13 protein-coding genes are annotated in these 14,252 nt (G+C 64.9%); 6 read left to right on the top strand and 7 right to left on the bottom strand.

What is annotated here, in order from left to right; genetic code table 11:
* Window positions 1-74: 74 nt before the first annotated feature.
* Window positions 75-920, bottom strand: a complete 846-nt coding sequence (locus H4P35_RS24205; protein ID WP_226847283.1) for a DMT family transporter — start codon at window positions 918-920, stop codon at window positions 75-77.
* A 26-nt stretch (window positions 921-946) separates the two neighbouring features.
* Complete coding sequence (locus tag H4P35_RS24200) at window positions 947-1,840, bottom strand: LysR family transcriptional regulator (protein WP_128829353.1); 894 nt, start codon at window positions 1,838-1,840, stop codon at window positions 947-949.
* Between the two features lie 110 nt (window positions 1,841-1,950).
* On the opposite strand from H4P35_RS24200, the gene H4P35_RS24195 reads away from it, so the two are divergent.
* The 3 genes from H4P35_RS24195 (at window position 1,951) to H4P35_RS24185 (ending at window position 4,427) form a co-directional block, all read left to right on the top strand.
* Window positions 1,951-2,955 (top strand): tripartite tricarboxylate transporter substrate binding protein, encoded by a 1,005-nt coding sequence (locus H4P35_RS24195; protein ID WP_226847282.1) that lies wholly within the window; start codon window positions 1,951-1,953, stop codon window positions 2,953-2,955.
* 66 nt (window positions 2,956-3,021) lie between these two features.
* Window positions 3,022-3,741, top strand: coding sequence for a PIG-L deacetylase family protein (locus tag H4P35_RS24190; RefSeq protein WP_175156163.1), 720 nt, complete (start codon window positions 3,022-3,024; stop codon window positions 3,739-3,741).
* Window positions 3,738-4,427, top strand: a complete 690-nt coding sequence (locus tag H4P35_RS24185) for a 4-carboxy-4-hydroxy-2-oxoadipate aldolase/oxaloacetate decarboxylase (protein ID WP_226847281.1) — start codon at window positions 3,738-3,740, stop codon at window positions 4,425-4,427. The genes H4P35_RS24190 and H4P35_RS24185 overlap by 4 nt, the downstream gene beginning before the upstream one ends.
* Window positions 4,428-4,455: 28 nt before the next feature.
* Here H4P35_RS24185 and H4P35_RS24180 read toward each other — a convergent pair whose 3' ends face one another.
* Entirely contained in the window at window positions 4,456-4,752 is a 297-nt protein-coding gene (locus H4P35_RS24180) for a hypothetical protein (protein WP_180097539.1), read from the bottom strand.
* A 75-nt stretch (window positions 4,753-4,827) separates the two neighbouring features.
* Window positions 4,828-6,012 (bottom strand): S1 family peptidase, encoded by a 1,185-nt coding sequence (locus H4P35_RS24175; RefSeq protein WP_218895224.1) that lies wholly within the window; start codon window positions 6,010-6,012, stop codon window positions 4,828-4,830.
* Between the two features lie 579 nt (window positions 6,013-6,591).
* Between H4P35_RS24175 and H4P35_RS24170 the strand changes: the two genes are divergently transcribed.
* The 3 genes from H4P35_RS24170 to H4P35_RS24160 are packed head-to-tail and all read left to right on the top strand — an operon-like array spanning window position 6,592 to window position 10,170.
* Window positions 6,592-8,781, top strand: coding sequence for a TonB-dependent siderophore receptor (locus tag H4P35_RS24170; protein ID WP_226847279.1), 2,190 nt, complete (start codon window positions 6,592-6,594; stop codon window positions 8,779-8,781).
* Between the two features lie 10 nt (window positions 8,782-8,791).
* Window positions 8,792-9,961, top strand: a complete 1,170-nt coding sequence (locus H4P35_RS24165) for a PepSY domain-containing protein (RefSeq protein WP_226847278.1) — start codon at window positions 8,792-8,794, stop codon at window positions 9,959-9,961.
* The gene (locus H4P35_RS24160) at window positions 9,958-10,170 is read left to right on the top strand and encodes a hypothetical protein (protein WP_226847276.1); all 213 of its coding nucleotides are present in this window, start codon (window positions 9,958-9,960) and stop codon (window positions 10,168-10,170) included. Before H4P35_RS24165 ends, H4P35_RS24160 begins: the two co-directional genes overlap by 4 nt.
* A gap of 29 nt (window positions 10,171-10,199) precedes the next feature.
* Here the strand turns inward: H4P35_RS24160 and H4P35_RS24155 are convergent, their stop codons facing one another.
* The 3 genes from H4P35_RS24155 to H4P35_RS24145 all read right to left on the bottom strand — a co-directional run bounded on the left by H4P35_RS24155 (window position 10,200) and on the right by H4P35_RS24145 (window position 14,225).
* Window positions 10,200-10,829, bottom strand: a complete 630-nt coding sequence (locus H4P35_RS24155) for an HAD family hydrolase (protein WP_226847274.1) — start codon at window positions 10,827-10,829, stop codon at window positions 10,200-10,202.
* A 152-nt stretch (window positions 10,830-10,981) separates the two neighbouring features.
* Complete coding sequence (locus H4P35_RS24150; protein WP_226847272.1) at window positions 10,982-11,710, bottom strand: hypothetical protein; 729 nt, start codon at window positions 11,708-11,710, stop codon at window positions 10,982-10,984.
* Between the two features lie 367 nt (window positions 11,711-12,077).
* Complete coding sequence (locus tag H4P35_RS24145) at window positions 12,078-14,225, bottom strand: LamG-like jellyroll fold domain-containing protein (protein ID WP_226847270.1); 2,148 nt, start codon at window positions 14,223-14,225, stop codon at window positions 12,078-12,080.
* Window positions 14,226-14,252 lie beyond the last annotated feature (27 nt).

Raw genomic sequence — 14,252 nt, 5'->3', positions numbered from 1 at the left:
GCGCAGGCCGCGCCGTGCGGGCGGCCTTTGCCAGCCGGGGCTGTCTGCGCTCCCACGTCAGGCACCCCGGCGGTTCACGCCGCGCGCTTGTTGAAGATCACCAGCGACACGCCGGTCAACACCAAGGCCGATGCCGCGATCAGCAACGCGGTCATCGGTTCGTCCAGGAACACCGTCCCGCCCAGCGCTGCCAGCACAGGCACGCTGAGCTGTACGGTGGCGGCGCGCGTCACGGTCAACTGCTTGAGCGCGGCGTACCAAAGGATGTAGCCCAGGCCCGAGGTCACCGCGCCAGAGGCGACTGCGTAGGCCGCGCCGGCGGTATCGAATCGAACGTGGGAGGCGGCCAATTGCGCAAGCAGCAGCGCCACCGCGACGGGCGCTGCCCGGATGAAATTTCCGGCCGTCGCGGCGGCCGGGTTCTTCGCGCCTCGGCCCAACAGCGAATAGATGCTCCATGCCACCCCGGACAGGATCATCAGCAATCCGTAAAACACCGGGGGCGCATTGGCGCTGGGCCACATCAACGCGACGAGTCCGGCAACCGCCAGCGCCGTGCCGGCCCATTGCATCGCCGCCAACCGTTCCCCGGCCACGAGGCCATACAGAATCATGCTGATTTGAATGGCCCCGAAGAGCAGCAGCGCACCCGTGCCCGCAGGCACATGCGTATAGGCATACGAGAAGGCGAGCGCATAACCCACCAGCGCCAGCGCGCCCGCCCACGTGCCTTCGACACGCCCGGTCTGCCGGCGAAGCGCCAGCACCAGGCACAGCATCAGCGCGCCCGACACGATGCGGATGGCGAAGAAGGTGGTGGGATCAATGGCCGTCTGCTTGAGCGCGACCCGGCAAAGCAGCGAGTTGCCGGCAAAGGCCAGCATAGCCAATAGCGTGAGCGCGAAGAGGCGGAAGGTCATGGCGAAGGACGCGGCTGCCGCTTCCTTTACTGCGCGGCCTGGGCGGTTTCGCGGAACCGCTGCACCAGCGCGGACCCATCCTCCGAACGATACGCCAGCAATACCTGGCTTTGCGCATCCGGCGTGTCCAGCTCGCGATAGGCCACGCCGGGAATGCCCGTCTTCATGTAGGTGTCGGGCAGGATCGAGATGCCCATTCCTGCCGCCACCAGGCCGATGATGGTCGCGCCTTCGCGCGCTTCCTGGCCCACTTGCGGGGCAAAGCCCGCGCGGCTGGCCAGCACGCCCACGTGGTCGAACAAGCCGCAGCCCAGCCCGCGCGGGAACAGGATGAAGGACTCGTCCGCCAGGTCGGTCATCGACAACGGCGCGTTGCGGCGCGCCAGCGGATGCGATTGGGGCAGGGCGGCCATGAGGCGGTCGGTCCACAGCGGCAGCGTCGCGATATTGGGCGGCGGCACGAACAGGATGGACGGGCGCAGAAAGCCCACGTCGATGTCCTTGGATGCCAGTGCGCGCAGTTGCTGTCCGGTCGACTGGTGGCTCAAGTCCACACCCACGCCCGGAAAATCCGTGCGAAAGGCATGCACGATGCGGGGAAACGCGTCGAACATCGGCACAGACGCCGTGAATGCCACGCGGATCTCGCCGGTTTCTCCCAACGCGGACTGCCGCACGACCTCGCCCGCGCGTTCCAGGTGCGCCAGCGCGCGGCGCGCCTGGTCCAGGAACAACGCGCCCGCCTGCGTCAGTTCCACGCTGCGGCTCGTGCGCGTCAAGAGCGGCGACCCCAGCTCTTCTTCCAGCGCCTTGATCTGCAGGCTGAGCGGCGGCTGGCTGACATGCAGCCGCCGCGCGGCCTGGCTGAAGCTCAGTTCCTCGGCGACGGCGACGAAGTAACGCAGTTGGCGAAAATCCATATCGATTTGGAAAACAAATAGATCGTCGTGAAAAACGGTATTGGACGGTATGAGTGTACTCCGCGCATCATGCGCCCATACCAACACGCATAACGACACAGGAGACAACCATGAAGGCTTACGCGCCGTCCCGGTCCCGCCGCACCTTTGCCGCCGCCGCAGCAGTAAGCGCCCTGATGGCCGCGATGCTGGCGCCGCTGCCGGCAGCCGCCCAGGGCGCCTATCCCGACAAGCCGATCCGCATCGTGGTGCCTTACGCCGCGGGTGGCGGGGTCGACATCGTCACCCGCCTGGTCAGCCAGAAAATGGGCGACGCGCTGAAGCAGACGATCATCGTCGACAACCGCCCCGGCGCGGCGACGAACATCGGCATGGACGCGGTGGCGCGCGCCCCGGCGGACGGCTACACGCTGCTGACCGCATCGAACACGCTGGCCGCCAACGGCGCGCTGTTCTCCAAGCTGACCTTTGACCCCGCGCGCGACTTCACGCCGGTGGGCGCGATCGGTTACGCGCCGCTGGCGGTGGTGGTGCCCGTCGAATCGTCGTTCAAGACCTTGAAGGATCTGACCGACTACGGCCGCGCGCACCCGGACAAGCTGACCTACGCGTCGGCCGGCAATGGCAGCTCGGGCCATCTGGCCAGCGAACTGCTCAAGCGCGAGAGCGGCATGAAGGCGCTGCACGTGCCGTACAAGGGCGGATCGCCCGCTGTGACGGATCTGTTGGGGCAGCGGATCTCCTTCATGTCGATCAATCCGCTGGAAGTCGTCTCACACGTCAAGGCGGGCAAGCTGCGCGCGCTGGCCGTGCTGGACGACGAGCCGGCGAGCATGCTGCCCGATGTGCCCACCGTGGTGTCGCAAGGCCTGCCGGGCGCGATGGCCACCGTGTGGTGGGGACTCATCGGCCCCAAGGATCTTCCGCCCGACGTCACCGCAAAGCTCAACGCCGCGCTGCAATCCGCGCTGAACGACCCCGACGTGAAGAAGCGCTTTGCCGAGATGGGCGCGGTGGTCACGCCCGGAACGGACAAGCAGTTTGGCGAATTCGTGGCGGCTGAAACCACCAAATGGACCAAGGTCATCAAGGACGCGGGCATCAAGGCCGATTGATGGCCTTTGCGCCAGCCCGGGGCCGCGGCGCGGTCCGCGGGCGAAACACTGCATAAAGGAACTGAAATGGAACGGCAAAAGAACGCGCTGGTTGTCAGCGCGCACTCCGCGGACTTCGTCTGGCGCGCGGGTGGCGCCATCGCGCTGTACGCCAAGCGCGGCTGGAAAATCACCGTGGTGTGCCTGTCGTTTGGCGAACGCGGCGAATCGGCCAAGCTGTGGAAGCAGCCTGGCATGACGCTGGAGCGGGTCAAGGCCGACCGCCGTGACGAGGCGCGTCTGGCCGCCGGCATCCTGGGCGCCGACATCCGCTTCATGGACTGCGGCGACTATCCTTTGCGCGTGTCGGACGAAGCGCTGTTCGAGCTGGTGGACGTCTACCGCGAATTGCAGCCGGAGTTCGTGCTGACGCATTCGCAGAAGGACCCGTACAACTTCGACCACCCGCTGGCGACGCACGTGGCGCAGGAAGCGCGCGTGATCGCGCAGGCGCATGGGCATCATCCGAAGCAAGCGGTGCTGGGCGCACCGCCCGTATTCCTCTTTGAGCCGCATCAGCCCGAACAGTGCGAGTGGAAGCCCGAAGTGCTGCTCGATATCTCCGAAGTCTGGGACCAGAAGCGCCGGGCCTTCGAGACCATGGCCGCGCAGGAACACCTGTGGGAGTACTACACCCGTGTCGCCCTGCAACGCGGCGTGCAGGCGTCGCGCAACTCGAACCTGAAGATTAAATACGCCGAGGGCTACCAGCGCGTGTTCCCGCAGGTCACCGGAGAGTTGGCATGAGCCTCGCGGTCAGGAACATCGAGCGGGCGGACAGCTCGGTCATCGCACGCCTGGCGTCGGCAGGCGTCGCCACTGCGCATGAAGCGCAGCAACGCACGGGCCTGTTGCAGCCCACGCTGCGGCCCATCTACGCTGGCGCATCCATCGCGGGCAGTGCGATCACGGTGCTGGCGCAGCCGGGCGACAACTGGATGCTGCACGTCGCCATCGAACTTTGCCGGCCCGGGGATATCGTCGTGGTGGCCTGCGCGTCGTCCAATGAAGACGGCATGTTCGGAGAGCTGCTGGCCACCTCCATGCGCGCTCGCGGTGTGCAAGGGCTGGTGATCGACGCGGGCTGCCGCGATGTCGCCGCGTTGAAGGACATGCAATTTCCCGTGTGGTCCAAGTGCGTATCGGCCAAGGGCACGGTCAAGGCAACGCCGGGATCGGTGAATGTGCCGGTCGTGTGCGCGGGGGCGCTGGTGCAACCCGGGGATGTCGTCATCGCCGACGATGACGGCGTGTGCATCGTGCCGCGTGCGCGGGCGGCGCAAGTGGCCGATGCGTGCGACGCGCGACTGCGCAACGAGGCAGACAAGCGCAAGCGGCTGGCCGCCGGGGAACTGGGGCTGGATATTTACGACATGCGCGAAAAGCTGGCGGCTGCGGGGCTGGTGTACGTGGACCGCACCCCGGGGGGCTGAAACGCCGGCGCTGCTTACCGGGTGGGCGTTAGCGCTGCCCTTGCGCGTCCACCGGTCCTGTCACTGTAATCACCAACGGGACGCCATTGATTTCGCGGGGCAGGCGCGCCGCGACGTTGGCGTCCGTCACGCCCACGGCAAGCGCTTCTTCGCCGGGGCGCCCCGTGGTGACGCCCACCGAGACGACGCCCGGCGTGGCAAGCAGCCTTGCTTCCTCGCTGGCAAGTATCTGACCAGCGGCGCCGGCCGGCTGCGTTTGATCCGGGTTGTATTCGACGGCGCCTGAGCCGGAGAAGTCGGGTCCGGGTTTTCGTGTGTCGCTCATGGCTCCAACTCCTCGTGCTTCGGATATGGCTTGATAAGCGGCCGCCCTGGTTGGGCAGGGCGGCCGGAACGTCAATCAGGGCAATAGCCTGATGTTCAGTGCGGACAGCACGGACGCAATCGGATTGGCAAACGTCGTGCCGCCGCCGCCCGCAAACAGCAAAGCGACGGGTCGCACCCCGGATGCCCAGTGCCAGATCAGCGAACCGGAATCGCCGCCCGCGGAGAACGGGTTGGCGTTGACGGACTGAATGGCAATCTGATTACGGAACAGCGCGACGCGGCCGCCGCCATAATTGACGTTAACCGACACGCCAATCTGTGTCACGCGGCCCTGAGTCAGACCCGTGGTACGGCCGCTTTTGCCGACGATCAGCCCCAGCGACGCGGCAAGCGGCGCCGTGCCGGTTTTGTAATACGCGGCGCTGCCCCCCGATAAATAATATTGATCACCGCGGATGCGCTCGTGCCACGCCCAGCCGAATGCGGCGTCCACAAAATTCGCCGCGCCGCCAAATGCAATGGGAACCCAGCGTGCCAGCACGGCAATCTGATCGCCCGGATGCCGGCCACCGTCCGCCGTCCCCGGCTGGATGATGCTGTCGTTCACGCTGGCGACGTTGGAGTTTGCCAGCACGTGGTTGTTGCTGAGGATCAGATGGCGATTGGTCCACGGCGCCGTCAGCCCGATCGCCCGGCTTCCGAGCGTACCCGCTGTGACGTTGACGTGACCGACCGACACGCCGGCAGGCGCGGGCCGATGCCGCGCGCGATGCGAATACGCATCCACCACGCCCACCGGCACCTGCTGCACCGGCACACTCGATAGGGCGCGTGTACCTGCCGCCTGCGCCACCTGGCCAAGCACCGCCTCCTGCGGCATGGCGCTTTCGGTGAAGATCGTCAGCACGGGCTCACCGGGCCCGCCCGGTCCGAATGTGACATTGGTGGGGTCCGGCAATCCTATGCCGACCCCGACGATGCCTTCGGAAGAGCCAGCATCCGAAAGCGTCCGGAATTCGCCGGACGCGGTCAGCAACTGCGCCTCGATCGCGTCCCGCAGCGCCAGCAGATCATTGGATACGCCCGCTTCGGCAAATACGGCTTGTTGTTCCGCCTCTTGGCCCAGCGCTTCGAGTCCGGCGGCGTCAGAGTCCGGGTTCTCGGGCGCCCCGGAAGCGGACTTGCCGTTGGCCGGCCCGCCTTGGTCTTCTTCGCCCGGGTTGTCCACCCGTGGGGTGTTGTTGTTCTTTCCTGACATGACAATGTCCTCCAACTGATTGGGTAAGCGTTAGCTAGAACCGTGTGATTGCCACTAAATGGTTTGTCGATGGCTCCTTGTGATGGATGGCCGGTCTGGCCGGACAAAGGCAGCCCCAGCCCGCGGGCGCGCCTTGCGGCGAGCGCACCTGGCAGTTGGCGGCGGGCGGATCGGGGCTGGAGAGAAATGTCGGGGAGGGGCTCGGAGAAGGCGGCAGGGCTGGACGCCGCGCCACCGGCGTGTGCTGCGGTAGCCCGCCGGCTATCGGCCTCGGCGCTCCGCAGGAAGGGGAAACGCGCGGCAGTCCGCCCGATGCGCGGGCTGCCAGGCGCTTCAAGCCGCGGGATCTGGCGGCGGATTAGGCCTTTTGAGCGGTCATGCGGCCATTATTTGACGGTGCCCCGCGCTTTGGTATGGACAACTTTTGGTATGGACATCAAGCGATTGGCGGTGGCGGATGAGATCCGGATTTCGCGACATTGATGCGTCCGCACCACATCCAGACAAACCCCCGTGGCGATATGTAATAAGAATGCTTATCATGCGCGTTTTATATAAAAGAACGCATGGGGTGGGGCTGTGGGTAAAGCATCGAATGGCCGTCAAGGCAGGCAGAAGGGCGTCGCCCTGGCGGTGAAACAGGCGTTGGCGGGCAGCGCCGCGCTCTACGCCGCCTCGGTATCGGCGCAGACGCAGGCGCCGGCCGCGATCACCGTCCTGCCCACCGTTACGGTGACCAGCGCGCCCGTTGCCCTGGGCGAGGCGCCCGCGCCAATCGCCGGCGGTCTGATCGGCGGCGGCGCCCGCATGGGCATTCTGGGCAACACGTCCGTCATGGACACCCCGTTCAGCGTCACCAGCTATACCGCCCAGACGATCGAGAACGAGCAGGCCCGGTCGGTCGCCGACGTGGCCACCATGGATCCGTCCGTGCGCATGAGCAGTGCCCGGTCCAACATCAACGAAGACCTCACCATCCGCGGCTTCAATGTGCCGACCGCAGACTTCGCGTTCAACGGCATGTTCGGCCTGACGCCCTATTGGCGCGCACCGGTCGAGACCCTGGAACGCGTGGAGATCATCAAGGGACCGTCGGCGGCGCTCTTCGGCATGACGCCGGGCGGCAGCGTGGGGGGCGTCGTCAATCTGGTGCCCAAACGCGCCACCGATGAGCCCATCACCCGGGTCACGGGCTCGGTCATGTCGGACTCCGTCTTTGGCGTGCATGCCGACGTGGGACGCCGCTTCGGTCCCGACAACGCGTTTGGCATCCGCGTGAACGGGATGCTGCGCGACGGCGACACGCCAATCAAGGACCAGTCGACACGCGAAGCGCTGGGGTCGGTCGCGCTCGACTATCGCGGTGAAAAGCTGCGGTCCTCCCTGGACCTGATCTGGCAGAAGGAACGCATCGACAACGTCGTGCGCCAGTTTCAGCTTGGCGCGGACCTGACCTCGATTCCCGAGGCGCCTAGCAACAAGAATCCGTATCCTGGCCTGGGCTGGAGCGACGGGCGCAATACCGCCGGCGTGTTCAAGATCGAATACGACATCACCGACTACCTGACTGCCTACGCAGGCTACGGCCAGCGCAAGCTGGACTGGGACGCCTTTGCCGCCAACCCCGTGCTGCAGAACACGCAGGGCGATTACTCCTTCTTCGGCGGCTGGCAACGGATGACGGTGGACAGCAAGTCCACCGAAGCCGGCCTGCGCAGTAACTTCAAGACCGGCCCCGTGAGCCACAAGGTCGCCTTCAGCTACACGTTGCTGGACCAGAAGTCCGATCTGGGTTTCTACACCGGTTTCCCGCCGGGCAATTCCAATATCTACGCCGGCAACATCTTCGACACGCCGTCCATCTCCGGCATCAGCAATCCGCTTAACCGCTACCAGAGCACCAAGCTGACCAGCTACGCGCTGGCAGACACCCTGGGTTTCATGGACGACCGGCTGCAACTGACGCTGGGCGCGCGCCGCCAGAACGTGCAGGGCCAGAACTACAACTTCGCCAACGGTGAGCCCAGCGGTCCGCGCTATGACAAGAGCGCCACCACGCCGCTGGCCGGCGTCGTCTTCAAGGTGCGGCCGGATCTGTCGGTCTACGCCAGCTACGTCGAAGGCCTATCGCAAGGCGACACCGCGCCCACCAGCGCGGCTATCACCAATCCAGGCGAAACCCTGTCGCCGTTCAAGTCCAAGCAAAAGGAACTGGGCGTCAAGTACAACCTGAACGACGACATGCTGGCCACTGTCGCGCTCTTTGAGCTGACACGCCCCAGCTCCGGCATCTCGGGCAACACCTTTGGCGAATTCGGCGAACAGCGCAACCGCGGCGTCGAAGCCAGCTTTGCCGGCGAAGTCGCGAAGGGCGTGCGCCTGTTGGGCGGCATCAGCTACATCGACGCCGTCATCAACAAGGCCACCACCCCCGGCCTGCAGGGCAACAAGGCCGTTGGCGTGCCCGACTGGCAATTCAACTTGGGCGCCGAGTGGGACACCCCGTTCGTCCCGGGTCTGACGGTGTTGGGCCGCGTCATCTACACCGACAGGACGTATGCCAACGCGGACAACACCTTGTCGGTACCAAGCTGGACCCGCGTTGACGCCGGCGCGCGCTACGAGACCAAGATCAGCGGCACGCCCGTCACCTTCCGCTTCAACGTCGAGAACCTGTTCAACCGGAACTACTGGGGCACCGCCACGGCAGGCTACCTGTTCGTGGGCTCGCCGCGCACCTACACGTTCTCGACCAGCATCGCCTTCTAAGGAAGCTGAGATGTCCACGCAAGCCTGGTCCTGGATACACAAGTGGAGCAGTCTGGTCTGCACGGTCTTCATGCTGCTGCTGTGCCTGACCGGACTACCCCTGATCTTCCACGAAGAGATCGAGCACCTGTCGGGCGTCGTCGAAGCGCCGCCCATGCCCGCCGGCACGCCCAACGCCAGCATGGACCAGATCGCCCAGACCGCGCTGGAGCGCCGCCCGGGCGAAGTCATCCGCTATATGTTCTGGGATCAGGACGAGCACCCCAACATCACGTATGTTTCCATGGCCAGCGCCGTCGACGCGCCGCCTGAGGAAAACAATGCCGTCGTCATCGACTCGCGCACGGCCAAGGTCCTGGACGAACCGGCCACCGACGAAGGCTTCATGTACGTCATGCTCAAGCTGCATACCGACATGTTCGCCGGCTTGCCAGGGATGCTGTTCCTGGGTGCGATGGGCCTCTTGATGGTGGTCGCGATCGTGTCCGGTGTGGTGCTGTATTACCCCTTCATGCGCCGCCTGAAATTCGGCGCGCTGCGCACCCAGCGCAGCACCCGCGTCAAATGGCTGGACTGGCATAACCTGCTGGGCATTGTCACCGTGGTGTGGCTGCTGGTTGTTGGCATCACGGGCAGCATCAATACGCTGAACCGAGTCGTGCTTAGCCTCTGGCAGATGGACCAGATGGCGGAGATGACCGCGCCGTTCCGCGGCCTGCCGCCCGTCAGGCAGCCCGCGCATCTGGAAGCTTCCATCCGCACAGCACGCGCCGCCGTGCCGGACATGGCGGTGAGCCTCGTCGCGTTTCCGGGGACGATGTTTTCCAGCCCGCATCACTACACGTTCTTCATGAAGGGCAACACACCCGTGACCTCGCGCCTGCTAAAGCCCGCGCTGGTGGACGCCACTAACGGCGAGCTGACCGACACGCGAGAGATGCCCTGGTACGTAAAGACCCTGTTCCTTTCGCAGCCGCTGCACTTTGGGGATTACGGCGGCCTGCCGCTCAAGATTCTTTGGGCGGTGCTGGATCTCTTTGCAATCGTGGTGCTGGGTAGCGGACTGTATCTATGGCTGCGCAAGCCCAAGGCGGCAACGGCTTCGAAACCGTTGGCCCCCGATGCCGCTGAGACCGCCGGCGCGCTGCGGCAGGGTGATCGGCAAGGGGCAGCGCAATGAGCAAGAACGTTGATGCGCGCGGCGCGCGGACCGAGAACCTGCAAACGGCGGGCGAGGTGTTCCGCGCGCCGATCTGGCTAGGCGTGGCCTCGGTGGTGGGGCTGGTGTCGGCGCTGCTGGGCGATGGGGTGTGGGACGGGGTGTCGTGGTTGGCGATCTTTGCGCCGATCGGGGCGGTCTGGTGGGCCTGGCGGCGCCGGGGCGGATAGGGCCGCCTTCTTATTCGGACGGCCTGGCGTCAATGGCGCGCGGCCATCAGCGTAAGCACATCGCTCAGCGAACGTACGGACTCTGCCGAATTCGATATTGCCGCGTGCCGGTCCAGGTGATACCCGTGCATGCCGAACTTCCGAGGCCCGATCATGTCGGCCTCGATGGTGTCGCCGATCATCAGGACTTCATCGGGCTGGCAAGCAATGCCCTCGCACAGATACTGATAGATCTCAGGCTGCGGCTTCACTGCCCCGGCCTCGTACGACCAAGCGCAAAAGTCCGGCTGAAACGGCAGCAAGTCCAGGACGGGCGGGCCGTACGGCGCCGCCAGGTTGGAACACAGCGCCACCTTGATGCCGCGCGCCTTCAGTGCCAGCAACGTGGGCGCGGCGTCCGGGAACAACGTGATGGATTCAATCTCTGCTCGCAGCTCGGCTTCGAGTGCGCTCAGCGCATCTTCGCTGATCATTCCGCCAAACAAACGGGCAGCCTGCCGCAGGTCGATCGCACTGCTCATCGCCCGAATGCCGTCGTCGCGTTGGCGCGGGCGGCCCGCTTCGTGCAGCAGGCGGACCAGCTTGCGGAACGGACGGGTTGGCCGATCGATGTTGACCAAGGTTCCGAATACGTCGAATGCCACGGCCTTGATTGCCATTGAACCTCCTGCGCCAATAAAGCTTTCCGTCGGTTGGCCGGATCGTGATGCCCAGCCTGTCTGCGACGGAATTCTAGCGGTAAAGGTGCGGCAGCTTGATTGCTCCCCTGGTCTGCGCGCACGCAGGGGAGGCAGGAGCACCAGTTGAGGGGCTACTCGTCGCGCTCGACCGTGACGAATATCCCGTCGGCTTCATTCAATCCGCGACCCGCCGGCAGGATCAATACCGACACGTCATCGGGCAGATGGGACGCTAGGGCTTTCAGCCGTTCGCTGACGACGTTCTCCAACGAATCGCGGCGTGCCTCTGCGGACACCGTAAGGCTTAACCCAACCTTGTTCCAGGCTTCCCAGGATTCCGGGGATTGCAGGTATGCCAATGTCGCCCATTCCGATGGGTTGACGACGGTGCCGTCGGCGAGCCGTGGGGGCGAATCGCTCCAGGCTTCGAACTTCTCGCGTGTCGCGCCGGAATAGATCCACGCGTGGGGCGGGCGGACGCCCTGGGCGGACTGGGCGGAAATCCCCAGTTTGGAAGCCAGCGCCTCCAATGCCTGAGCCGTGGACAGCTTGGCTTCCCGAAGCCGCGCGGGGTCGATCGAAAGCCACAGCTGGATGGGTTCCGGCACATTGCTCCAGACCTGGTTGATGGTTTGGTTATCGCCAATGCCACGACCGATCTTGTCGGCCACCAGTTGTTGCAGCTCGGGCTTGCTGAGACGCGGGCTGGCCACCAGCAGGTAGAGATCCGCGCTGGGAACGGCGCCCCATACTAGGGTTGGCGGCTGGACGGCGTCTGGTGGCGGGGGCTGCGTGGCACTGGCGGGCAGGCAGACGCAGAAGGCCAATGCGGCAAGCAAACTGCAGGGCGTGGTCTGCAAGCGGGAAATCCAGGTCTTCAGAGGCATAGGGGCTTAGGTATTCAAACGCTGCTGAATCCCATGCGCGATGGTCACGAGTAGGGATTCGACGGACATGATCATGGTTTCGACACCGGTCTACCGTCGCGTCGTTTCGCGCTTCTGACGGATCTGACGGTCGAGGGCTCGTGGATTATCCCAGACGAAGAAAAACCCGCAGCGCGTTAGCGGATGCGGGTTTAAGTACCACCTGATATCAAGCCAGACGGGTAGGCGTTTTCCGCGGTGCTCAAATGGAACCGAGAGCAACCGACGTTGAAAACCAACGCGCTCATGCAGTCATGCACTCACGCGCCTCGGCAGGGGCCGACCGCGGCGCGTGCACCGATCAACGCCGACGCGCGGTCAGCCAGTCGATCGGCTGGAGCGCCCGATCGACAATACGCACTTCACCCACGCTGCCAAAGAAGCCATCGGCTCGCGCGCCATCCCACGAACCCGCGCCGATCACCCAAGGCATATTGGCAGCCAGCGTCGCCAGGCCCGGCGCGTCCGACGTATTGCGCAGCACCGGCGCGCCTTCCACGTACAGAATGGTTTCGTGCGTGGTGTCGTCGTTCACCACTGCCACGTGCATCCACTTGTCGGGAATGATCTCTCCAGACCAGTTGGCCTTGGCGCCGCGCGTGCCCGACACATCGGGCACGACTTCCCATTGGATTTCGCGCAGGCTCGAAATTGCGAACAGCAGCGGCGGCGACTCCGGGTCTCCCCCGGTAAATCCTGTCAGATCACCGCGCTTGCCGTCGCGCGTCATGATGTTCATCCACGCATGCTTGGACGCCACCCAATCGCGGTCGATCTTGATGAAGGCTTCCACCGTGTAACCATTGGGCGCGGTTTGGCCGTTGATGATGGCAGCGGCGTCCGTCGTGAAGTAGCTCATGCGGGCCGTGTTCTTGTCGGTGTTCAGAAACCGCACCGAGCCCGGCGCCGCCGACAGGTAGTGGTGATCATCCGACCAGACCACGTCGCCCACTTGCGCACCGGCCACGCCGTCGATATTGAGCGGCGCGCGGCGCATCGGGTTCAGCCCCGTGCGGTCCGCAATCACCTCGCCCACCGGCACCGGCTGACCATTGGCGCCGCCAAAGAAGCGCCAGTGCGCCAGCGTGCCCGTCACCTGCGGATAGTCGTCCGGATCGGCCGCAGGCTTTTGCTCTGCGGCGACGGGGTCCGTGTAGTTGGCCAGGATCAACGCGCGGGCCTGGTCGATCAGCGCGGTGTGGCTGGGCGTGGCGGCCTTGAATTCCTTGTTGAACCCGCCGAACCGCTTGGCGAAGTCCATCTTGATGGTGAACTGCTCGTTCGCGCCGGTCAGGATGGCCTGATCGAACGTATTGAGCGTGTCCTTGGGCTTTTGCGGCACCCACGGCGAGAACGACAGCACCCGAATCTCGTTGTTGCTGAGGTCGAATTCATACAAGCGCATCAGGCCGTTGCCGCCCTGATAGGCCATCTGGTAGTCCACCACCATTTCTTCAACCGCATTGCCAAACGCGTTGGTCTTGGTCAGATGCGCCGCGCCGTGATAATGGCCGTTGAGCGTCATGAAGATCTGATCGTTGTCGCGGATCAGCTTGTCCCACAGCATCAGCCCGTAGGGCACTTCCAGCGGCGTGACGCCATCCTTGTCGATGTTCAGCAACTGGTGGTTCACCAGGATCACCGGCAACGACGGGTTCGCGCGGATCACCTGGTTGGCCCACGCCAGCGCCGCGTCGGAAATGCGCCACGACAGCGAGAGCACCATGAACTTCTGGCCTTCGGCCTCGAACACGTGGTACTCGTGAAACCCGCTCGGATCACGCCCGCCAAACGTCGCCTGCTTCGAGGCGCGATCGGCGCTGAAGGTCTGCAGATAGGGCTCATTGGCCAGATTGCGCTGCGCGTCCGTGGCGCTGGCCTGGCTGCTGGCGTCGACGTAATCGCGATCCAGGATCACGTCGTGATTGCCGGCCAGGATCGAGTACGGCACCTTGGCGTCTTCCAGAATCTTCATGGCCGCACCGGCCACCTTCCACTGATCCGGCTTGCTTTGCTGATCGACCACGTCGCCCAGATGGATCAGGAAGGGGATCCCCAGCGATTTGGAATGATCGGCCACCCACTGCGTCTGCGCCTTGAACGGCTCGCTGCCGTACTTGCGCATGAACTGCTGGTTTTCGGCATCGGTGGCGTAGCGGGAGTAGAACTGGGTGTCCGGCAGTACTGCGACCGCGAAGCTGGAAATGTTGACGGGTTGGGGTTGCGGTTCGGGTTGGGGCTGCGGCTGCGTGCCGGGGGTCTCGGGCGCGGCGGGGTCATCGTCATCGTCGCTGGAGCAGGCTGACAGCAGCAGCGATCCCCCTACGGGCAGGAGGGTGGCGCCGAACCCGGCCTTGAGCAGACTGCGACGGCGCGGGTCCGCGGCAATGGGTAGTGCGGGAAGATTGTTGGCAATCCGAGGTTTGCCGTCTTGTTTGTCGTGCGCCATCTTTGCTGCCCTTGAGGAAAAGCGGGA

This window comes from Achromobacter sp. 77 (genome assembly GCF_020541125.1).
GTDB lineage: Bacteria > Pseudomonadota > Gammaproteobacteria > Burkholderiales > Burkholderiaceae_B > Achromobacter > Achromobacter mucicolens.
This window is presented reverse-complemented; position numbering and strand designations above follow the sequence as displayed.